Source organism: Kineosporiaceae bacterium SCSIO 59966 (assembly GCA_020881835.1).
Lineage (GTDB): Bacteria > Actinomycetota > Actinomycetes > Actinomycetales > SCSIO-59966 > SCSIO-59966.
The window spans coordinates 2012196-2032769 of record CP052876.1 but is presented as its reverse complement, the minus strand read 5'-3'; the positions used below and the strand labels follow the sequence as shown (position 1 = coordinate 2032769).

21 protein-coding genes are annotated in these 20574 nt (G+C 73.4%); 14 read left to right on the top strand and 7 right to left on the bottom strand.

The window, feature by feature from the left end; translation table 11 throughout:
• Positions 1-252: 252 nt before the first annotated feature.
• Both HJG43_09425 and HJG43_09420 read right to left on the bottom strand, forming a co-directional pair.
• Positions 253-1359 (bottom strand): hypothetical protein, encoded by a 1107-nt coding sequence (locus tag HJG43_09425; protein ID UER54724.1) that lies wholly within the window; start codon positions 1357-1359, stop codon positions 253-255.
• The gene (locus HJG43_09420; GenBank protein ID UER54723.1) at positions 1356-1886 is read right to left on the bottom strand and encodes a SigE family RNA polymerase sigma factor; all 531 of its coding nucleotides are present in this window, start codon (positions 1884-1886) and stop codon (positions 1356-1358) included. Before HJG43_09420 ends, HJG43_09425 begins: the two co-directional genes overlap by 4 nt.
• Before the next feature lie 158 nt (positions 1887-2044).
• Between HJG43_09420 and HJG43_09415 the strand changes: the two genes are divergently transcribed.
• The 10 genes from HJG43_09415 to HJG43_09370 all read left to right on the top strand — a co-directional run bounded on the left by HJG43_09415 (position 2045) and on the right by HJG43_09370 (position 12221).
• Positions 2045-2401 carry an HIT domain-containing protein gene (locus tag HJG43_09415; protein UER55862.1) on the top strand — a complete coding sequence of 119 codons (357 nt, stop codon included), beginning with the start codon at positions 2045-2047 and terminating at the stop codon, positions 2399-2401.
• Between the two features lie 63 nt (positions 2402-2464).
• Positions 2465-3484, top strand: coding sequence for a PhoH family protein (locus HJG43_09410; protein ID UER54722.1), 1020 nt, complete (start codon positions 2465-2467; stop codon positions 3482-3484).
• Positions 3481-3936, top strand: a complete 456-nt coding sequence (gene ybeY, locus HJG43_09405) for an rRNA maturation RNase YbeY (GenBank protein UER54721.1) — start codon at positions 3481-3483, stop codon at positions 3934-3936. The genes HJG43_09410 and ybeY overlap by 4 nt, the downstream gene beginning before the upstream one ends.
• 20 nt (positions 3937-3956) lie before the next feature.
• Positions 3957-5231 (top strand): HlyC/CorC family transporter, encoded by a 1275-nt coding sequence (locus HJG43_09400; GenBank protein ID UER55861.1) that lies wholly within the window; start codon positions 3957-3959, stop codon positions 5229-5231.
• On the top strand, positions 5228-6121 hold the full coding sequence (locus HJG43_09395) for an EamA family transporter (GenBank protein ID UER54720.1): 894 nt from the start codon (positions 5228-5230) through the stop codon (positions 6119-6121). The genes HJG43_09400 and HJG43_09395 overlap by 4 nt, the downstream gene beginning before the upstream one ends.
• Positions 6109-7014 (top strand): GTPase Era, encoded by a 906-nt coding sequence (gene era / locus HJG43_09390; GenBank protein ID UER55860.1) that lies wholly within the window; start codon positions 6109-6111, stop codon positions 7012-7014. The genes HJG43_09395 and era overlap by 13 nt, the downstream gene beginning before the upstream one ends.
• Before the next feature lie 212 nt (positions 7015-7226).
• Positions 7227-8957 (top strand): 2-isopropylmalate synthase, encoded by a 1731-nt coding sequence (leuA, locus tag HJG43_09385; protein ID UER54719.1) that lies wholly within the window; start codon positions 7227-7229, stop codon positions 8955-8957.
• Between the two features lie 144 nt (positions 8958-9101).
• On the top strand, positions 9102-10673 hold the full coding sequence (locus HJG43_09380) for a GGDEF domain-containing protein (protein ID UER54718.1): 1572 nt from the start codon (positions 9102-9104) through the stop codon (positions 10671-10673).
• Positions 10674-10689: 16 nt separating this feature from the next.
• Positions 10690-11421 (top strand): DNA repair protein RecO, encoded by a 732-nt coding sequence (gene recO / locus HJG43_09375; GenBank protein ID UER54717.1) that lies wholly within the window; start codon positions 10690-10692, stop codon positions 11419-11421.
• Positions 11370-12221, top strand: a complete 852-nt coding sequence (locus tag HJG43_09370; protein ID UER54716.1) for an isoprenyl transferase — start codon at positions 11370-11372, stop codon at positions 12219-12221. Before recO ends, HJG43_09370 begins: the two co-directional genes overlap by 52 nt.
• 15 nt (positions 12222-12236) lie before the next feature.
• On the opposite strand, the gene HJG43_09365 is transcribed toward HJG43_09370, so the two are convergent.
• From HJG43_09365 to HJG43_09345, 5 genes are read right to left on the bottom strand one after another with little or no spacing between them, the layout of a single operon-like run.
• Positions 12237-12644, bottom strand: a complete 408-nt coding sequence (locus tag HJG43_09365; GenBank protein UER54715.1) for a transcriptional repressor — start codon at positions 12642-12644, stop codon at positions 12237-12239.
• A complete protein-coding gene (locus HJG43_09360) occupies positions 12641-13612 on the bottom strand; it encodes a metal ABC transporter permease (protein UER55859.1) in 972 nt (323 codons plus the stop codon). Before HJG43_09360 ends, HJG43_09365 begins: the two co-directional genes overlap by 4 nt.
• A 26-nt stretch (positions 13613-13638) precedes the next feature.
• Positions 13639-14451 (bottom strand): metal ABC transporter ATP-binding protein, encoded by an 813-nt coding sequence (locus HJG43_09355; protein UER55858.1) that lies wholly within the window; start codon positions 14449-14451, stop codon positions 13639-13641.
• A gap of 2 nt (positions 14452-14453) precedes the next feature.
• Positions 14454-15455, bottom strand: coding sequence for a zinc ABC transporter substrate-binding protein (locus HJG43_09350; protein UER54714.1), 1002 nt, complete (start codon positions 15453-15455; stop codon positions 14454-14456).
• Positions 15456-15488: 33 nt separating this feature from the next.
• On the bottom strand, positions 15489-15788 hold the full coding sequence (locus tag HJG43_09345; GenBank protein ID UER54713.1) for a hypothetical protein: 300 nt from the start codon (positions 15786-15788) through the stop codon (positions 15489-15491).
• A gap of 222 nt (positions 15789-16010) precedes the next feature.
• Here HJG43_09345 and HJG43_09340 point away from each other — a divergent pair, with 222 nt between their 5' ends.
• From HJG43_09340 to HJG43_09325, 4 genes are all read left to right on the top strand, one after another.
• The gene (locus HJG43_09340; protein ID UER54712.1) at positions 16011-17396 is read left to right on the top strand and encodes a glycine--tRNA ligase; all 1386 of its coding nucleotides are present in this window, start codon (positions 16011-16013) and stop codon (positions 17394-17396) included.
• Between the two features lie 115 nt (positions 17397-17511).
• Positions 17512-18675 carry a tRNA dihydrouridine synthase DusB gene (dusB, locus tag HJG43_09335; protein ID UER54711.1) on the top strand — a complete coding sequence of 388 codons (1164 nt, stop codon included), beginning with the start codon at positions 17512-17514 and terminating at the stop codon, positions 18673-18675.
• Positions 18676-18727: 52 nt separating this feature from the next.
• Positions 18728-19330, top strand: coding sequence for a YdcF family protein (locus tag HJG43_09330; protein UER54710.1), 603 nt, complete (start codon positions 18728-18730; stop codon positions 19328-19330).
• Positions 19303-20571 (top strand): deoxyguanosinetriphosphate triphosphohydrolase, encoded by a 1269-nt coding sequence (locus HJG43_09325; protein ID UER55857.1) that lies wholly within the window; start codon positions 19303-19305, stop codon positions 20569-20571. The genes HJG43_09330 and HJG43_09325 overlap by 28 nt, the downstream gene beginning before the upstream one ends.
• Positions 20572-20574 lie beyond the last annotated feature (3 nt).

The window sequence follows — 20574 nt, the reverse complement described above, 5'->3', positions numbered from 1 at the left end:
GCCCGCTCCGCGGTCAGTCGGACCTCAACCCCTCGTCGTGATCATGCAATCCCGCCACCCCAGTCCTCGCCCGCTCACTCGCAGAGTGCTGGCTCGCAGGCGCGACACGCCGGCAACGATCCTCCGGGCGCAGCATTCTGTGAGAGGAGGGTGGCGGGATTGCATGATCACGGAGGGGCTGAGGGGTGGCGGGATTGCATGATCACGGTGGGGTTGAGGGGTGGCGGGATTGCATGATCACGGTGGGACGGGTCAGTCGACGGTGAACTCCTTGGTGTCGGGGTACATCCGCGGGCCCTCGGGGGACTCCCCGTCGCTCATGTCGCCCTGGTAGACCTCGAGCACGTAGTCCCCGGGCGCGAGGTCGTCGAGAGTGAACTCGAAGTCCCCGTAGGTGCCCATCGACCCCTCACCGGTGACGAAGCCCTCCTGCACCACCTCGTCGGTGCCCGCGTCCCGGACCTCCCAGCTGAACGTGGCCTCGAACGCCGTCCCGTACCCGACCACGTGGACCGGGTTGCTCACCGTCTCGCCCTGCTCGGGCTCGATGATCCAGGTCGAGGCCTGGACGTCGACCTGCGGGGCCCGGTCCATCGGCTCGCCGACCTCGAGCACACCCCACACCTCGGCGGGCTCGCCGTCGACGAGGACGGTCACCGGCCCGTCGGACTGGGCGGCCGCTGTCGCGGTGTAGACGAGCTGCTGCAGGGCGAGTGCGGCGAGCTCGCTGCCGACGTCGGTGCCGGAGAACGCGTCCGCGGACAGGTCCACGGTGATCGCGTCGCCGTCCCGGGTCACCTCGATCCGCTCGGCGGGCTGCCAGGGGTTCATGTAGTCAGGGTCGAGCGGCTCCTCGCGGGTCATCGCCGCCACCGCGGAGGTCACCGGGTCGCCGAGGTCGGGCACGTCCCGGAACTCCCGGTACAGCCAGAACGACGTCTTCGACGGCCCCACCCAGTAGACGGGGGCGTTCTCCACGACGCCGGTCGCGGCGTCGGTCGTGGACCCCGGGCTCGTGGGCGAGGTCGTCGTGGGGGGTGTCGTCGTCGGCTGTGACGTGGGCGTCGGGTCGGTGGTCCCGGTCGCTGCCGGGAGCGGCTCGTCGTCGTCCGTCCCGACGATGCCGCCGACGACGAGGCCGACCACCGCAGCGGCCGCGACGGCCGCCGCCCAGGGCACCCACCGGCGTCCACCGCCCTGCCCCTGGTCCTGCCCTGCCGTGCGTCGCCGGATGTCCTCCATGCCGTCGCGCGGTTCCACCATCTCGGCCTCCCTGGTCAGGGCGCGGCGCAGCAGCCGCACCGTCTCGTCGTCCGGCTCGTGGCCGGGGTCGTGCAGGGGGACGGTCTCGTCGTTCACCGCAGCCCCTCCTCGGTCAGGGCCGCCCGCAGGGCGGCGACGCCACGGTGAGCGTGACTCTTCACGGCCCCGCGGCTGACCCCCAGCGTGTCGGCGATCTCGGCCTCCGACGCGTCGGCGTAGTAGCGCAGCACGAGCACCTCCTGCTGCCGGCGTGGCAGCCGGCGCAGCGCTGCGAGCACCCGGGCGTCCTCCTCGGAGCGCAGCGCGCGCTCCTCCGGTCCCGCCGGCTCCGGCGACCCCGGCTGGCGGCGGCGGACCTCGACGTCCCGGTGCCGGCGCACCGACCTGCTGCCGTTGACCACGCTGGCCCGCAGGTAGGCCGCAGCCGCCTGCGGGTCCCGCAGCCGGGGCCACCGGCGGTGCAGGCCGACGAAGGCGTCGGCGACGACCTCCTCGGCGGACGCCGTCTCGCCCATCAGCAGAGCGGCCAGGCGGACCATCGGCCGCCAGTGCACCGCGTACAGGTTCGCGACCGCGGTGTCGGCGTCCCAGTCCCGCGGGTCACCGGCGACGGGCTCGGTCACGCGGGCGGCCTCGTCCACGGTCCACCTCGCCTCCGGTTCCGTTCCCACCAGCACGCTCACACGACGTACACGCCCCAGCCTGCCGTCCGGTTGACACGACGTCCCGCAGGCTCGCCGTCCTGCAGGCTCGCCGTCCCGATAACCTGGCGGGCGTGAACCTGTCGAGCCCAGACACGGACCCGGAGTGCCTGTTCTGCCGGATCGTGGCCGGGGACCTGCCTGCCGACGTCGTGCGCCGGGACGAGCGGGTCGTCGCCTTCCGGGACGTCGACCCCAAGGCCCCGGTGCACGTCCTCGTGGTGCCGGTCGCGCACTACCCGGACGTCGCCGCGCTCGCCGCCGCCGACAAGGACCTGCTCGCCGACGTCGTCAGGGTGGGTGCCGAGGTGGCCGCGGACGAGTGCGACGGGCAGTTCCGGCTGCTGTTCAACACCGGCCGCGCGGCCGGGCAGAGCGTCTTCCACGTGCACGGTCACGTCCTGGGCGGGCGCTCCATGCAGTGGCCCCCCGGCTGACCGCGCGTAGCATGGGCGGGACACGTCGCCCCGACCCCGAGGAGCAGGGCCCCGCGCCCGACCATGGCCGAGCAGCCCCAGCACCAGTCCCAGCACCGGATCGTCGTGCCTCCCGAGGTGCCGATGGTGGCTCTGCTCGGAGCCCGCGACGAGCTGCTCACGGTGATCGAGCGCGCCTTTCCTCGCGTCGACGTGCTGGCCCGCGGCAACGAGGTGACGCTCACCGGGGACCCCGGTGAGATGGCCCTCGTCGAGCGGCTCGTCGACGAGCTGCTCGCCGTGCTGGAGGCGGGCCACGCGCTGAGCCCGGACGCCGTGGAGCGCTCGGTCGCGATGCTGCGTCAGCAGCTCACCGAGCGGCCCGCCGACGTGCTGACCCTCAACATCCTGTCCGCACGGGGCCGGACCATCCGGCCCAAGACGCTCAACCAGAAGCGGTACGTCGACGCGATCGACGACCACACCGTCGTCTTCGGCATCGGCCCGGCCGGCACCGGCAAGACCTACCTGGCCATGGCCAAGGCCGTGCAGGCGCTGCAGGCCAAGTACGTCAACCGGATCATCCTCACCCGGCCCGCGGTCGAGGCGGGGGAGCGGCTCGGCTTCCTGCCGGGGACGCTGACCGAGAAGATCGACCCGTACCTGCGGCCGCTCTACGACGCCCTGCACGACATGATGGACCCGGAGGCCATCCCCCGGCTGATGGCCGCGGGCACCATCGAGGTGGCCCCGCTGGCGTACATGCGCGGACGTACTCTCAACGACGCGTTCATCATCCTCGACGAGGCGCAGAACACCTCCGCCGAGCAGATGAAGATGTTCCTCACCCGCCTCGGCTTCGGCTCCAAGATGGTCGTCACCGGCGACGTGACCCAGGTCGACCTACCCGCCGGGACGACGTCCGGCCTGCGCGTCGTCCAGGAGATCCTGGACGACGTCGAGGACGTCCACTTCGCCTCTCTGACCAGCCAGGACGTCGTGCGGCACAAGCTGGTCAGCGACATCGTCGACGCCTACGGTCGCTGGGACGCCGCCCGCGTCGGTGGCGGGCGCGGCCGGCCCGCCAGGGGCTCGGCGACGTGAGCGTCGAGGTCCTCAACGAGTCCGGCCGGGACGTCGACGAGGCAGAGGTGGGCGCCCTCGCCCGGTACGTGCTCGACGAGATGCACGTGCACCCGCAGGCCGACCTGTCGGTGCTCCTCGTCGACACCGAGACCATGAGCCGGCTGCACGAGCAGTGGATGGACGAGCCGGGCCCCACCGACGTGCTGTCCTTCCCGATGGACGAGCTGCGCCCCGGGACCGAGGCGGAGCCGGCACCGGCCGGGTTGCTCGGGGACGTCGTCCTGTGCCCCGAGGTGGCCGCCCGCCAGGCCGCCGAGGCAGGCCACTCCACCGCCGAGGAGCTCCTGCTGCTCACCGCCCACGGGATCCTCCACCTGCTCGGGTTCGACCACGCCGAGCCCGAGGAGGAGAAGGAGATGTTCGCGCTGCAGCGCCGGCTGCTGCTGACGTTCCTGTCCGGCCGCCGGTGAGCAGCGCCCCGGCCGGCTGGATGGCCGTGCTCGCCGTCCTGCTCGTCGTGCTCGCCGGGGTGCTCGCCGCCACCGAGGCCGCGCTCAACCGGCTGACCCGGCCGGAGGCGGCCCGGCTCGTGGCCGAGGGCCGCCGCGGCGCGCCCGCCGTCCAGCGGGTGCTCGCGAACTACCCGCCGTTCATCAACGTGTCCACGCTCGTGCGGGTCACCGCGGAGACCGGGGCGGTGGTGGCCGCTGCGCTCGCGCTGGCTGCGCCGCTGCGCGAGTGGCCGGCGCTGCTCGTCGTGACGACCGCGGTGATGGCGGCGGTCACCTACGTCCTCGTCGGTGTCGCGCCCCGCACCCTGGGTCGTCAGCACCCCGCGGGCATCGCGCTCGCCGTGGTGCCGCTGCTCGGCCGGGTGCTGCGCGTGCTCGCTCCGCTGGCGCGGGTGCTCGTCGCCCTCGGCAACCTCCTCACCCCCGGGCGGGGTCTGCGCGAGGGACCGTTCTCTACCGAGAACGAGCTGCGTGAGCTCGTCGACCTGGCCAGTGAGTCCCAGGTCATCGAGGCCGGGGAGCGGGAGATGATCCACTCGGTGTTCGAGCTCGGCGACACCCTCACCCGGGAGGTCATGGTGCCGCGGACGGACATGGTCGCCATCGACGCCGGCACGCCGCTGCGCAAGGCGATGAACCTCTTCCTGCGGTCCGGCTTCTCCCGGGTCCCGGTCATCGGTGAGTCCCTGGACGACATGCTCGGCGTCCTGTACCTCAAGGACGTCACGCGGGCGGTGCACGAGGACCCGGACGCCGCCGACCGGCTCGCGGTCGAGGAGCTCATGCGCGAGCCGGTGTTCGTCCCGGACAGCAAGCCCGTCGACGACCTGCTGCGGGAGATGCAGCGGGACTCGACCCACGTGGCGATCGTCGTCGACGAGTACGGCGGCACGGCCGGGCTCGTCACCATCGAGGACGTGCTGGAGGAGATCGTCGGCGAGATCGTCGACGAGTACGACCGGGAGACCCCGGGTGTCGAGCCGCTGGAGGACGGCACCTACCGGGTCAGCGCCCGCCTCCCGATCGACGAGCTGGCCGAGCTCTTCGACGTCGAGATCGACGAGGACGAGGTCGACTCGGTCGGCGGGCTGCTCGCCAAGGCGCTCGGAAAGGTCCCGATCCCGGGGGCGCGCGCGGTCACCGGCGGGCTGGAGCTCGTCGCGGAGCGGCGCGGCGGCCGGCGCAACCGGATCGCCACCGTGCTGGCCCGGCGGGTCGACGCCGCGGACGGCGAGCCGGGTCCGCCGCGGTGAGCCAGGCGACGGCGGTCGCCCAGGTCGTCGCCGGCACGGCCCTGTTCGGCACGGTCGGCACCGTGCGCACGCTCGTCCCGGAGGCCTCCGGCGCCTCGGTCGGCGCGGTCCGGGTGCTCGTCGCCGCCGTCGTCCTCGTCCCGCTCGCCGCCTGGGCCGGCGAGCGCTGGACCGCCGCGCTCACCCACCGGGCGGTGTGGGTGGCCGGCGCCGCGCAGGCCGCCTTCCAGCTGACGTTCCTGTCCGCGGTGCTGCTCACGGGGGTCGCCGCCGGCACCCTGCTCGCCATCGGCTCGGCGCCGGTGTTCGCCGGGCTCCTGCACCGGCGCACGACCCGGGCCTGGGCCGCGGCCACCGCCGTCGGCGTCGCCGGTCTCGTCCTCCTGGTGGCCGGGGGGTCGAGCGTCCGGCTGCAGCCGGACGGCGTCGTCCTGGCCCTGCTCGCCGGGCTCAGCTACGCCGCCTACACGGTCGCGACCGGCCGCGCCGTCGTCGGCGGGCCCTCCCACCGGCCCGCCCCCGGACCGCTGGCCGTCACCGCCGGCACGTTCGTCGTCACCGCTGCCCTGCTCAGCCCGGCGCTGCTGAGCACCGACCTGTCCTGGCTCGGGTCCGTCGAGGGGGTCGGGGCCGCGCTGTGGCTCGGGCTCGCCCCGACGGTCGCCGGCTACCTCCTGCTCGCTCGCGGGCTGCGCCGGCTGGCGGCACCGGTGGTGTCCACGCTGGGACTCACCGAGCCCGTCGTCGCGACCGGACTGGCCGTCGCCGTGCTGGGGGAGCGGCCCACCCCGGTCGGCTGGGCCGGCGCCCTGCTCGTGCTCGTCGGCCTGGCCCTCACCGCGCTGACTGCGACCACCCGGCCGGCCCGGGTGAGAGGATCCACGGCGTGACCGACCCCCACCGTTCCGGGTTCGCCTGCCTGGTCGGCCGACCGAACGCGGGCAAGTCCACGCTGACCAACGCCCTGGTGGGGACGAAGGTGGCGATCACCTCCAGCCGACCGCAGACGACGCGGCACACGGTCCGCGGCATCGTCCACCGGCCCGACGCCCAGCTGGTGCTCGTCGACACCCCCGGGCTGCACCGGCCGCGGACCCTGCTCGGCCGCCGGCTCAACGAGCTCGTCGTCGACACCCTGGCCGAGGTCGACGTCATCGGCTTCTGCCTGCCCGCCGACCAGCGCGTCGGCCCGGGTGACCGGTTCATCGCCGACCAGCTCGCGGGGATCCGGGGCACGCCGGTCGTGGCCGTCGTGACGAAGAGCGACACGGTCGACCGGGCCCGGCTCGCCGAGCACCTGGTCGCGGTGAGCGGACTGGGTGACTGGGCGGACGTCGTCCCGGTGTCGGCCGTCGACGGCTACCAGGTCGACGTCCTGGCCGACGTCCTCGTCTCGCACCTGCCCGAGGGTCCCCCGCTGTACCCGGCCGGCGAGCCCACCGACGAGCCCGAGGTCGTCATGGTCGCCGAGCTCATCCGGGAGGCCGCGCTCGAGGGGGTGCGCGACGAGCTGCCCCACTCCCTGGCCGTCGTCGTCGAGGAGATGACGCCGCGGGAGGGCCGGGAGGACCTGCTCGACGTGTACGCCTGGCTCTACGTCGAGCGGGACAGCCAGAAGGGCATCATCATCGGCCGTGGCGGCGCCCGGCTGCGGGAGGTCGGCACCCGGTCCCGCCGTCAGATCGAGGCACTGCTGGGGACCCGCGTCCACCTCGACCTGAGGGTCAAGGTCGCCAAGGACTGGCAGCGCGACCCCAAGCAGCTGGGCCGGCTCGGGTTCTAGCCGCCCGTCTCGGTACGCGGGACGTCGGACCAGGCGCTGGACACGCCCGGTCGGTCCGGGAGTACGCTTCCGGCGTGCGGACGGCGCGCCTCCTCCTTGGCTGCCGCGGCGAGGGCCTGTAGTCCAGGCCGGCCCCCTCGTCGCGGAGTGCCGTCGTCCCCGGCCGCCGCCCGAGTCCCCGGGCGTCCCGCACGAGCGGAAGGCCACAACCCATGCGCAACCCTCAGCAGCCCTCGGGCATGCCCGTCCACCGGTACCGCCCCTTCCACGAGCAGATCGTCGTCGACCTGCCCGACCGCACCTGGCCGCAGCGCCGGATCACCACGGCCCCACGCTGGTGCGCCGTCGACCTGCGGGACGGCAACCAGGCCCTCATCGACCCGATGAGCCCCGAGCGCAAGCGGCGGATGTTCGAGCTGCTCGTCCGGATGGGCTACAAGGAGATCGAGGTCGGCTTCCCCGCGGCGAGCCAGACGGACTTCGACTTCGTCCGTCAGCTCATCGAGGAGGACCTGATCCCCGACGACGTGGTGATCCAGGTGCTGACGCAGTCCCGGGACCACCTCATCGAGCGCACCTACGAGGCCATCCGGGGCGCCAAGCAGGCGATCGTCCACCTCTACAACTCCACGTCCGTGCTGCAGCGTGAGGTCGTATTCGGGATGGACGAGGACGGCATCGTCGACATCGCCCTCCAGGGCGCCCGGCTGTGCCGCAAGCTCGAGGAGACGGTGCCCGGGACCACCGTCTACTACGAGTACTCCCCGGAGTCCTACACCGGCACCGAGCTGGAGTTCGCCGTCCGGATCTGCAACGCGGTGCTGGAGGTCTTCGAGCCGTCCCCGGAGCGCAAGGTCATCATCAACCTCCCGGCCACCGTGGAGATGGCCACGCCGAACGTCTACGCCGACTCCATCGAGTGGATGAACCGGCGCCTCGCCCACCGCGAGAACGTCGTGCTCAGCCTGCACCCGCACAACGACCGGGGCACCGCCGTCGCGGCCGCGGAGCTGGGCTACCTGGCGGGCGCCGACCGCATCGAGGGCTGCCTGTTCGGCAACGGGGAGCGCACCGGCAACGTCTGCCTGGTGACGCTGGGTCTCAACCTGTTCAGCCAGGGCATCGACCCGCAGATCGACTTCTCCGACATCGACGAGATCCGGCGCACCGTCGAGTACTGCAACCAGCTGCCGGTGCACGAGCGGCACCCCTACGGCGGCGACCTCGTCTACACCGCCTTCTCCGGCTCCCACCAGGACGCCATCAACAAGGGGTTCGCGGCCATGGCGCGTCGGGCGCAGACCGAGGGCCGGGACGTCGACGAGCTGGTGTGGGGTGTGCCCTACCTGCCCATCGACCCGCGGGACGTCGGGCGCAGCTACGAGGCCGTCATCCGGGTGAACAGCCAGTCCGGCAAGGGCGGCGTCGCCTACCTGATGAAGACCGAGCACCACCTGGACCTGCCCCGCCGGCTGCAGATCGAGCTCAGCCAGATCGTCCAGCGGCGCACGGACGACGAGGGCGGCGAGATCTCCGCCGACGAGATCTACGCCATCTTCGCCGACGAGTACCTCCCCGCTCCCGAGGGCGAGCGCGGCTGGGGGCGGTTCGCACTGCGTGGCATCCGGCAGTCCACCGAGGTGGAGGGCGCCGACCGGCTCGCCGTCGACCTCCGGGTGGACGGCGAGGAGCGCACCCTCGAGGCCACCGGGAACGGGCCGATCGCCGCGTTCGTCGCCGCCCTGGCCGAGGTGGGTGTCGACGTCCGGGTGCTGGACTACCACGAGCACGCGATGGGCGCCGGCGGCGACGCGACCGCCGCCGCCTACGTCGAGTGCGCCGTCGGGGACCGGGTGCTGTGGGGCGTCGGCCTGGACTCCAACATCGTCACCGCCTCGCTCAAGGCCGTCGTCTCAGCGGTCAACCGTGCGGCAAGAGGGTGAAATCCGCGTCGTCGTCCACAGTCGTCCGGTGCGGGTGAGGGCGGACATCGTCCGGACCTGGCAGAGTGTTACCGGATGGTACCCGTGGTGCCGTGTCGGAACGGGGGACGTCTCCGCCGGTGGCGGAGCAGACCGGGGGCGGACGTGGAGGAGCAGCAGAGCGCGCTGGTGCGGCTGGACGGCTTCGGGCCGTTCCAGCCCCTCGTCGTGCGGGCGCACCGGTTCTACATCGACGGGATGAGCGACGAGGCGGTCCGCGCCTGCAGGGAGGCTCTCCCGCTCGCCCAGGCGGCCGGGGACGGGGCGAGCGTGCGGTTCCTGCGCTACGTCGAGGGCGTCGCCCTGCTGGAGTCAGGCCGGCGGCGCTCCGCGGTGAGCGCCGCGATGGACCTGCTCGACGAGCTCGCCGTGGACGACGAGCCGGAGTGGCGGGCCAAGGGCCTCGCCCTGCTCGCCGAGTCGGCCGCGGCCAGCGGCGAGCTCAACCGGGCGCTGGACGCCCTCGCCGAGGCGGTCTGGCAGGTGCCCCGGCTGGCGCGCGGCAGCTACAACGCGATGTCGGCGCGGATGGCGGTCGCGATCGCGCTGCGCGAGGTGTACCTGTACGAGGAGGCCGAGGCCCTGCTCACCACGCTGTGGGAGACCGACGTCGACGACGTCGAGGTGCACCGCGCCCAGGAGTGCGCCGCCCTGTACGCCCGGTGGGGCGCCACGCTCGAGCTCGTCGGCGACGGCGCCGGAGCCCGCACTCGCTTCGTCCGGTGCGCACAGGAGGCCCGCCGGATGTCCCGGCACGCCACCCGCCTCGGTGACGTCGAGCTGTGCGCCCGGGCCGACGTCCTGGAGGCCTTCGCGGTGTCCCGGCTGGGGGAGCGGGCCCTGGCCGCGGCCCGCGTCCGCGGCGTCGAGAACGCGTTCCGGCTACGCGACGAGCTCGTCGAGACCCAGCTGCGCTGGCTCGTCCTGGGCGGTGAGCTGCTGGAGGCCGGTGACTACGTCGCCGCCCGCGAGCCGTTGACCGCTGCCTACGAGGGCGCCAGGAGCGCCCACCGGGACGTGTGGATGGCGACCGCCATGTACGCGGTTGCCGACGCCTACGTCGGCGAGCTCGGCAAGCACCCGGCCGTCGAGATCTGGGAGGCGATGGCCCGGGAGGGCTTCGCCCGCAGCTGGGGGGAGCGGGAGTCACGGTTCGCCGCGCTGACCGACCGGCAGCGGCTGTGGGAGCTCACCGAGGAGCACCAGCGGGTGGGGCGGGAGGTGCTCGCCGACCCGCTGACCGGGCTGGGCAACCGGCGGGCGCTGACCGAGGCGGTGTCGCGGGCCGGTGAGCGGATGTGCGCCGTGTTCGTCGACATCGACCGGTTCAAGGACGTCAACGACGTGTACTCGCACGCCGTCGGGGACAGCGTCCTGCTGGAGATGGCCGACATCCTGCGTCAGCACTGCCGGGCCGGTGACACCGTCATCCGCTACGGCGGTGACGAGTTCGTCGTCCTGGTCACCGACGACGGCGTGGAGGCCGCCGACGACATCGCCCACCGGCTGCTGCACGCGGTCCGCGACCACGACTGGCAGCGGCTGCACCCCGGGCTGGAGATCACCGTCTCTCTGGGCGTGGCCCGCGCCGCCGACCCCGACGACGCCCTCACCGCCGCCGACCAGGCGATGCTCGCGGCCAAGCGCGCCGGCCGGGACCGGGTCGTCATCTCCTGAGCGGGATGATGCTGCGGTGAGCCTGTACCGCGACGAGGCCGTCGTCCTGCGCACCCAGAAGCTGGGGGAGGCCGACCGGATCGTCACCCTGCTCACCCGCCACCACGGCCGGGTCCGCGCCGTCGCCAAGGGGGTCCGTCGGACGTCCAGCCGGTTCGGGGCCCGGGTCGAGCCGTTCATGCACGTCGACCTGCAGCTCTACACCGGGCGCTCGCTCGACATCGTCACCCAGGCCGAGACACTCTCCCCGTACGGGCGCACGATCGCCGAGGACTACCCGTTGTGGACGACGGCGACCGCCATGGCCGAGACCGCCGAGCGACTGACCGCCGAGGAGCGCGAGCCGGCCACCCAGCAGTACCTGCTGCTCCTGGGCGGGCTGCGCACCCTCGTCCGCCGCGAGCACGACCCGGAGCTCGTCCTCGACGCGTTCCTGCTGCGGTCGATGGCGGTGGCCGGCTGGGCGGCCAGCCTCACCGACTGCGCCCGTTGCGGCGCCCCCGGGCCGCACCGAGCGTTCGCCGTCGCCCTCGGTGGCGCCGCCTGTCCCTCGTGCCGCCCGCCCGGTGCAGCGGCTCCTGCCCCCGCCACCCTTGAGCTGTTGGCAGCGCTGCTCTCCGGCGACTGGGCGCTGGCCGACGCCAGCGGCCCCCGTGAGCGGCGTGAGGGCAGCGGCCTCGTGGCTGCCTACCTGCAGTGGCACCTGGAGCGCGGCGTCCGCTCCCTGCGGCTCGTGGACCGCCCGTGAAGGGCGCGCGTGGTCGACCGGTGACCCCGCCGCCACCGCACCCGAGCGGGGCGCGGCCGCCTGCCGTGCCTGCTGCCCTGGTGCCGCGGCACGTCGCCGTCGTCATGGACGGCAACGGCCGGTGGGCCAACTCCCGCGGGCTGCCGCGGACCGCCGGCCACGAGGCCGGCGAGGCCGCACTCCTGGACGTCGTCGCCGGAGCGATCGAGATCGGTATCACCCACGTGTCCGCGTACGCGTTCTCCACCGAGAACTGGAAGCGCTCCCCGGAGGAGGTGCGCTTCCTCATGGGGTTCAACCGGGACGTGCTGCGCCGACGACGGGACCAGATGAACGCCTGGGGGGTGCGAGTGCGCTGGGCCGGACGCCGGCCGCGGCTGTGGGCGAGCGTCGTCCGTGAGCTCGAGGAGGCCGAGCGGCTCACCGCCGGCAACGACGTCCTCACGCTCACGATGTGCGTCAACTACGGCGGGCGGGCCGAGCTCGCCGACGCTGCCCGGGCCATCGCCGTCGACGCGGCGGCCGGCAGGCTCGACCCCGCGCGGGTGGACGAGAAGACGGTCGCCCGGTACCTCGACGAGCCGGACCTGCCGGACGTCGACCTGTTCATCCGCACCAGCGGTGAGCAGCGGACGTCGAACTTCCTGCTGTGGCAGTCGGCCTACGCCGAGCTCGTCTTCCTCGACACGCTGTGGCCCGACGTGGACCGCCGGCACCTGTGGCGGGCCGTCGAGCACTACGCGCGCCGGGACCGTCGGTACGGGGCAGCGGTGGACGCGGTGGACACCACGGACGGCTGACCTGCCGGGAGGATCTCAGCCGGTCCGGCGCCGGGCACAGTCCGCGCAGGTGCCGAACACCTCGACGACGTGGTCGACGTCGGCGAAGCCGTGCTCGGCGGCCACCTGCACCGCCCACCGCTCCACCGGGCGGCCCTCGACCTCGACCGTGCGCCCGCACACCCGGCACACGAGGTGGTGGTGGTGGCTGGTGCTGCAGCGTCGGTAGAGCGCCTCGCCGTCGTCGGTGCGCAGCACGTCGACGGCGCCCTCCTCGGCGAGCGACTGCAGGGCACGGTAGACCGTGGCCAGGCCCACCCGGTCGCCGCGCTGGCGCAGCCGGGCGTGCAGGTCCTGGGCGCTGGTGAACCCCTCGGTGCTGCGCAGCAGGTCCTCGACGGCCACCCGCTGCGGGGAGGCCCTGCGCCGGGCGGCGGGGCTCATGGTCGGCCTCCGGTCTGCTGCTCCTGGCCGTAGGTGTGCTCGTCGTAGTGGTCGCCGTGCGGGGCGTGCCGGTGCCCGTCGTGCAGGTAGTCGACGTGGTCGTCGTGCGGCAGCGCCTCGTGCCCGCAGTCGGGCCCGTGCTCGTGCTCGGAGTGCCGTTCCGCGCTCCGGTGCCGCCGGGTCGCCACGGCGTCCCGGACGGCGCGGGCCGCAGTCGCGGCGACGAACACCGCGATCCCGAGCAGGACGATCGTGCCGCCGCTGGGAGTGTCCGCGTAGAACGACACGACGACGCCGCCGGTGCTCGTCACCAGTCCGATGCCCACCGCGGTGAGCAGCGCCGCCCGGAAGCTGCGGTGGATCTGCTGCGCGGCGGCGTTCGGCACGACCATGAGGGCGCTGATGAGCAGCAGGCCGACGGTCCGCATCGACACGACGACCGTGGTGGCCACCAGGACGGCCAGGATGACATTGACGGTGAACGGCCGCAGCCCGGCAGCCCGGGCGAACTCCTCGTCGGTGGTGACGGCGAACAGCCGTGGGGTGAGGATCACGGCAGCAGCCAGGACGACGGCGGTGAGCACGGCGAACACGGTGACGTCGGAGGCGCTCGTCGTCGTGATCGACCCGAACAGGTAGGCGGTGAGGTTGGCCGCCGACCCCTCCGGTGACAGGCTGATCAGCACGACGCCGCCGGCGATGCCCCCGTAGAACAGGACGGCGAGCACGACGTCCCCGCTGGAGCGGCCCCCGGCGCGCACCACCTCGATGAGGACCGCCGCGCCCACCGCCGCGACGAGCGCCGTCCACACCGGGGCGGTGCCGGTCAGCAGGCCCGCCGCGACCCCGGCCAGGGCGACGTGCCCGAGGCCGTCGCCGATGAGCGCGAGGCGGCGCTGGACGAGGAACACCCCGACGAGAGGGGCGGCCAGGCCGACGAGCAGAGCGGCGAGCAGCGCCCGCTGCATGAACTCGTACTGGAGGATCTCCGGGGTCACGGCGTCCACCGTCCGAGTGGCTGGTCGAGTCCGGCCACCCGCTGCGGGTCGGTGCCCGGCGCCGGGTCGTCGTCGTGGTGGGCGTGGTCGTGGTCGTCATGGTCGTGGGCGGTGGCCCCGAGGTCCTGCTGGCACGGCCCGTCGTAGACGATCCGGCCGTCGCGCACGACGACCGCGCGGCGCATCACGCTGCGGAGCGGACCCACGTCGTGCGTGACGACGAGCAGCGTGACTCCGCGGGTCGCGAGCAGGCGCAGCGTCTCGGCGAACGCCTCCTGGTTGGCCACGTCCACCCCTGCCGTCGGCTCGTCCATGACCAGCACCTCCGGCTCGGCCGCCAAAGCCCGGGCGATGAGCACCCGACGCTGCTGGCCACCGGAGAGCTCGTGCACGCTCGCCGTCGCCCGGTCCGCGAGACCGACGGTGGCGATCGCCGCGTCGACGGCGGAGCGGTCCGCGGCGCTCGCCCGTCCGAACCAGCCGCGCCGGGCCAGCCGCCCCGTCGCGACGATCTCCCGGACAGTCGCCGGCGCCCCGGCACCGAGGGTGTGCCGCTGCGGGACGTAGCCGATCCGGGCGCGCTCGGTGAACTTCTCGGCGGGCACGCCGAACAGCGTGAGCCGGCCGCCCATCAGGGTGGCGAGGCCGAGGATGCCCCGGACCAGGGTCGTCTTGCCCGACCCGTTGGACCCCAGCACGGCCAGGGTGTCGCCGGCCCGGACGACGAGGTCGACGTCCCGGACGACGGGAGTGTCGCCGTAGCCGACGGTGAGCCGACGGGCCTCGATCACCGGTGCTCCCGGGGTCAGGCTCACGCGCACTCCTGCCCTGCACGCAGCACCTCGAGGTTCGCGCGCATCACCGAGGGGTAGTCGTCGCCGGCGCTGGCGTCGGTCAGGCCCTCCAGCGGGTCGAGGACGGCCACCTGGGCCCCGGCCTCGTCCGCGACGGTCTGCGCCACAGCAGGGTCGACGAGCGTCTCGGAGTACACGGTTGTCACCCCTCGCTCCTGCACCAGCTCGGCGACCTCGGCGACGGTGCGCGGGTCCGGCTCGTCCTCCGGGCTGAGCCCGCTGATCCCGACCTGCTCGAAACCGTAGCGGTCGGCGAGGTACCCGAAGGCGTTGTGGCTGGTGACGAGCACGGGCACCCGGCAGTCCGACAGTCCGGCTGCGAGCTCGGCGTCCAGGGCGGTCAGCTCGGCGGTGAGGTCCTCGGCTCCCGCCGCGTACTCCTGCGCACCGGCCGGGTCGACCTCGGCGAGCCGCTCGGCCACCGCCTCGCCGACCGCTGCCAGCCGGAGGGGGTCGAGCCAGAAGTGCGGGTCGACGGTCTCCTCGCCGTCCTTGTCGTCGGCGTGCTCGTCCTCGTCGGCGTGCCCGTCGTCCTCGGGGTGCTCGTCCTCGTGGGCGCCCGGGCGGTACGTCAGGGACAGGTCGGCGGCCTCGGTGACGTCGAACGCCACGACGTCCTCGGCGGCGACCGCGTCGTCGACGGCGGGCTGCATCCCGGCCAGGTGGACGACGAGGTCCGCCTCGGTCAGCATCGCGACGTCCCGGGGAGCGAGCTCGAGGTCGTGCGGCTCGGCACCGGGACGGGTCAGGTTCGTCACGGACACCCGGTCCCCGCCGACGGCCTCTGCCACGTAGGCGAGCGGGTAGAAGCCGGCCGCGACCTCGACGACCCCGCCGGTCGCCGCCGCGGTCGTCGTCGGCGCGGACGACGGCGCGGCGTCGTCCGCGCAGCCGGCCAGCAGGAGGGCGCCGGCGGTCAGGCCGAGGAGGTGCAGGTGGGAGCGCTGACGGCTAAGCATGAAAACCATTCTCAGTTCGAGGGCTCCCGGTCGTCAAATCGCCGGTCCCTCCGCTGCTCGGACGAGCAGCCACGCGGTGAGGGCGCCGAGGACGATCAGCCGGACTGCCCGCTCACCCCCGCTGAGCCGCGGCCAGGCCAGGTAGGCCAGCCAGCCGAGCACCGCCAGCACCGGGACGAGCAGCAGCGTCGACCACCAGCGGCCGGTGACGAGGGCGACGGCGAGGAGCAGTCCGACGACGGCGGCGAGCAGCCACCGCGGGTACCCGGCGAGGCGCCTGAGCACGGGCACGGAGGCGGCCTCGATCCGGCGGCGGCGGTCGGGGACGGGCATGCGAGCATCCTGGCCCGTGGGCCCCGGGGTTCGCACACCTACAGGCTGGGGAACCGGCTCGATTCGGGCCGGATCACCGCCGCTGGGTGTGCGAACCCCGCACTGGCCGGCCTGACAGGTGGGCTCAGGGTGGAACTGGGCACGGGCGCGGTCGTGCCGCCGGGTAACCTGACCCGCCTGCTTCCAGACCCACCGACACCCAGCCGGATGGAGTGATCCTGCGTGGCCAGTCCCAGCAGCCGCATCGACACCGTCGTCAGCCTCGCCAAGCGCCGCGGCTTCGTCTTCCCCAGCGGGGAGATCTACGGCGGGACGAGGTCTGCGTGGGACTACGGCCCGCTCGGTGTCGAGCTCAAGGAGAACCTCAAGCGGCAGTGGTGGCAGTCGATGGTGACCGGCCGGGAGGACGTCGTCGGCCTGGACTCCTCGGTGATCCTGCCCCGTCAGACGTGGGTCGCCAGCGGCCACCTGGAGGCGTTCCACGACCCGCTGACCGAGTGCCAGTCGTGCCACAAGCGGTTCCGGGCCGACCACATGCTCGAGGAGTTCGCGGAGAAGAAGGGCCGCCCGGCGAAGGACCTCAGCGAGATCGCGTGCCCGAACTGCGGGGTTCGGGGGGCGTGGACCGAGCCACGTGAGTTCAACATGATGCTCAAGACGTACCTCGGGCCGGTGGAGGACGAGGCGGGTCTGCACTACCTGCGCCCGGAGACCGCGCAGGGCATCTTCATCAACTTCCTCAACGTCATGACGACGGCGCGCAAGAAGCCGCCGTTCGGGATCGGCCAGATCGGCAAGTCGTTCCGCAACGAGATCACCCCCGGCAACTTCATCTTCCGCACCCGCGAGTTCGAGCAGATGGAGATGGAGTTCTTCGTCGAGCCCGGTACGGACGAGGAGTGGCACCAGTACTGGATCGACGAGCGGATGGCCTGGTACGTCGACCTGGGCATCGCCCGAGAGAACCTCCGGGAGTACGAGCACCCCAAGGACAAGCTCTCCCACTACTCCAAGCGAACCGTCGACATCGAGTACCGGTTCGAGTTCCCCGGCTCGCCGTGGGGGGAGCTCGAGGGCATCGCCAACCGCACCGACTTCGACCTGTCCACCCACGCGAAGCACTCCGGCGTCGACATGTCGTACTTCGACCAGAGCCGCAACGAGCGCTGGACGCCGTACGTCATCGAGCCCGCGGCCGGCGTGGGCCGGCCGATGATGGCGTTCCTGCTCGAGGCCTACGCAGAGGACGAGGCGCCCAACGCCAAGGGCGGCGTCGACAAGCGCGTGGTGCTACGTCTCGACCCCCGACTCGCACCCGTCAAGGCAGCCGTACTGCCGTTGTCGCGCAACGAGTCGCTCTCCCCGAAGGCGCGTGACCTCGCCGCCGAGCTGCGGCGCAGCTGGAACATCGAGTTCGACGACGCCGGCGCCATCGGACGGCGCTACCGCCGCCAGGACGAGATCGGCACGCCGTTCTGCATCACGGTCGACTTCGACACCCTGGACGACGACAGCGTCACCGTCCGCGAGCGCGACAGCATGCGCCAGGAACGGGTGAGCCTGTCCCAGGTGCGCTCCTACCTCGCCGCCCGCCTCGGTGGCTGCTGACCTCTGCGCCGACGTCACGGTGCGACGCCGTGGTGCCCGAAAGGACGTCGCGATGCCGCACCCTCAGCTGCCGCAACCTCAGATGCCGCAACCTCAGCTACCGCACACTAGGGGCATGCCCACCGCCTCCGAGGCCCTCGCGCGTCCACTGCGGATCGGTCCGCACACCGCCCCTGTCCCGGTGGTGCTCGCGCCGATGGCCGGTATCACGAACCAGGCCTTCCGCCGCCTGTGCCGGGAGTTCGGCGCCGGGGTCTACGTCAGCGAGATGGTCACCTCACGTGCGCTTCTCGAACGCACCCCGGAGTCGATGCGCCTCATCCGGCACGACCCGGACGAGAGTCCCCGCAGCGTCCAGCTCTACGGCGTCGACCCGGTCACCGTCGCGGCCGCCGTCCGGATGCTCGTCGAGGAGGACCTGGCCGACCACGTGGACCTCAACTTCGGCTGCCCCGTCGCCAAGGTCACCCGCAAGGGCGGCGGCTCCGCGCTGCCGTGGAAGACCGGGCTGTTCACCGCCATCGTGCGCGGCGCCGTCCGGGCCGCCGAGCCCGCCGGTGTCCCGGTCACGGTGAAGATGCGCACCGGCGTGGACGACGAGCACCTCACCTACCTCGAGGCCGGCCGGGCCGCGGAGGGCGAGGGCGCCGCAGCCGTCGCTCTGCACGCCCGGACCGCCGCGCAGTTCTACTCCGGCACCGCGGACTGGACGGCGATCGCCCGGCTCAAGGAGGTCGTCACCGACGTCCCGGTCCTCGGCAACGGTGACATCTGGTCCGCCGAGGACGCCGTCGAGATGGTCCGCGCGACGGGGTGCGACGGCGTCGTCGTCGGCCGCGGGTGCCTGGGCCGCCCGTGGCTGTTCGCCGACCTCGCCGCCGCGTTCACCGGCGACCCGGCCCGGGTCCGACCCGACCTCGGCACGGTCGCGGACACCCTGCGACGGCACGCGCACCTGCTCGCCGAGCACTACGGCGAGGAGCTCAAGGCCTGCCGGGACATCCGCAAGCACGTCGCCTGGTACCTCAAGGGGTTCGTCGTCGGCCAGCAGACCCGTGCCGCGCTGGGCCTGGTCGAGTCGCTCGCCCAGCTCGACGACCTGCTGGCCACGGTGGACCGGGACCAGCCGTGGCCCGGGGCGCCTGCCGAGGGGCCTCGCGGGCGCACGGCCGCGGCCAAGCGGGTCGCCCTTCCCGACGGCTGGCTGGACCACCGTGAGCTGACCGGGCCGGCCCTGGACGTCGTCCGCGACGCCGAGCTGTCGGTCAGCGGCGGTTAGCCTGCCTCTGCCCGGCGCCGCCCCGTCCCGCCGGGATGCGGAGAGGAGCACGATGCGGCTGGTCGGACTGCTGGCCCGGCTGGTGACGGCCGTGGTCGTGGTCGGCGTGCTGGTGGCCGGGGTGGTCGCCACCCGGATCGTGGTCGAGGCCCGCTCGGACGACCGCCGGCCCGCGGACGCCATCGTCGTGCTCGGCGCCGCCCAGTACGACGGCCGCCCGCAGCCCTACCTCGCCGCGCGACTCGAGCACGCCCTCACGCTGCACCGTGAGGGCGTCGCGCCTCGCGTCATCACCGTCGGCGGCGCCCAGCCGGGCGACCGGTTCACCGAGGCCGAGGCCGGTCGTGACTGGCTCGTCGAGCGTGGGGTGGCGCCGCAGGACGTCGTCGCCGTCCCGGTCGGGGGGAACACCCTCGCGTCGATGAGCGCGGTCGCCCTCCGGATGCGGGACGAGGGATGGGACAGCGCGGTCGTCGTCACCGACCCGTGGCACGAGCTGCGGGCCACCGAGATGCTCCGCCAGCAGGGAGCCGAGGCGTTCGGCTCGCCCACCCGCACCGGGCCGTCCAACGACGGGCTCGGCGCCGCCGTCCCGTACGTGGTCCGCGAGACCGGCGCCTACCTGTACTGGCTGTGGCAGCGGGTGACGACGTGAGCGCCGCGCCGGACCCGTACTCCGGGTCGGACCGGCGGCGGTGGGTGGTCGAGCCGGTCAAGCGGTCCACGCGCGGGGACTTCGCCCGCGACCGGGCGCGGGTGCTGCACTCCTCGGCCCTGCGCCGGCTCGGCGGCAAGACCCAGGTCGTGGGCCCGGGCACCGACGACTTCGCCCGCACCCGGCTCACCCACAGCCTCGAGGTGGCCCAGGTGGGCCGGGAGCTGGCGGCCGCGCTGGGCTGCGACCCCGACGTCGTCGACGCCGCCTGCCTGGCGCACGACCTCGGGCACCCGCCGTTCGGGCACAACGGCGAGCGCGTGCTGAACCGGCTCGCCGCCGGTGTCGGGGGGTTCGAGGGCAACGCCCAGACGCTGCGGCTGCTCACCCGGCTCGAGCCCAAGGTGGTCGACCCGCGGTCCGGTCGGCCGGCTGGGCTCAACCTCACCCGCGCCAGCCTCGACGCCGCCACCAAGTACCCCTGGCGGCGGGGCGAGGACCCCCGGGGCGGGGAGAAGTTCGGTGTCTACGCCGAGGACGAGGACGTGTTCGGCTGGCTGCGCGACGGCGCCCCGCCTGGACGCCGCTGCCTGGAGGCCCAGGTGATGGACCTCGCCGACGACATCGCGTACTCCGTGCACGACGTCGAGGACGCCGTCGTGTCCGGCCGTCTGGACCCGCGGGTGCTCGGCGACGGTGAGGTGGTCGAGCGGGTCGTCGACCTGACCTGTCGGTGGTACCTGCCAGGTGCCGACCCCGCCGCACTCGCCGACGCCCTCACACGGTTGCGCGCCGCGCCCTACTGGGTCGGCGAGTTCGACCACGGACGGCGAGGCCTCGCCGCGCTCAAGGACGCCACCAGCCAGCTGATCGGCCGGTTCAGCGCGGCCGCCGAGCGGGCCACCCGGGCCGTCACCGGCCCCGGCCGGCTCGCTCGCTACGGCGCAGACGTCACCGTCCCGACCACGACCCTGCACGAGATCGCCGTCCTCAAGGGCCTCGCCGCCGTGTTCGTGATGACCGCCGACGACCGTCAGCCGGGCTACCGCCTTCAGCAGGAGCTGCTGGAGGAGCTCGTCGCCGCGCTGCTCGACCGCGCACCCGACGTGCTGGAACCCGCCTACGCCGACGACTGGCGAGCCGCCGAGGACGACGGCGCCCGGCTCCGGGTGGTCATCGACCAGGTGGCCGCGCTCACCGACGCCAGCGCGGCCGCCTGGCACCGGCGTCTGTGCCGCTGACGC

Excerpts from the sequence above, each read along its gene's own strand:
- HJG43_09410 (UER54722.1), top strand. The coding sequence starts at position 2,465 with ATGGCCGAGCAGCCCCAGCACCAGTCCCAGCACCGGATCGTCGTGCCT.
- HJG43_09360 (UER55859.1), bottom strand. The coding sequence starts at position 13,612 with ATGCAGCGGGCGCTGCTCGCCGCTCTGCTCGTCGGCCTGGCCGCCCCT.
- HJG43_09400 (UER55861.1), top strand. The coding sequence starts at position 3,957 with ATGGCCGTGCTCGCCGTCCTGCTCGTCGTGCTCGCCGGGGTGCTCGCC.
- HJG43_09345 (UER54713.1), bottom strand. The coding sequence starts at position 15,788 with ATGCCCGTCCCCGACCGCCGCCGCCGGATCGAGGCCGCCTCCGTGCCC.
- dusB (UER54711.1), top strand. The coding sequence starts at position 17,512 with ATGCCCACCGCCTCCGAGGCCCTCGCGCGTCCACTGCGGATCGGTCCG.
- HJG43_09350 (UER54714.1), bottom strand. The coding sequence starts at position 15,455 with ATGCTTAGCCGTCAGCGCTCCCACCTGCACCTCCTCGGCCTGACCGCC.
- leuA (UER54719.1), top strand. The coding sequence starts at position 7,227 with ATGCGCAACCCTCAGCAGCCCTCGGGCATGCCCGTCCACCGGTACCGC.
- HJG43_09330 (UER54710.1), top strand. The coding sequence starts at position 18,728 with ATGCGGCTGGTCGGACTGCTGGCCCGGCTGGTGACGGCCGTGGTCGTG.
- HJG43_09365 (UER54715.1), bottom strand. The coding sequence starts at position 12,644 with ATGAGCCCCGCCGCCCGGCGCAGGGCCTCCCCGCAGCGGGTGGCCGTC.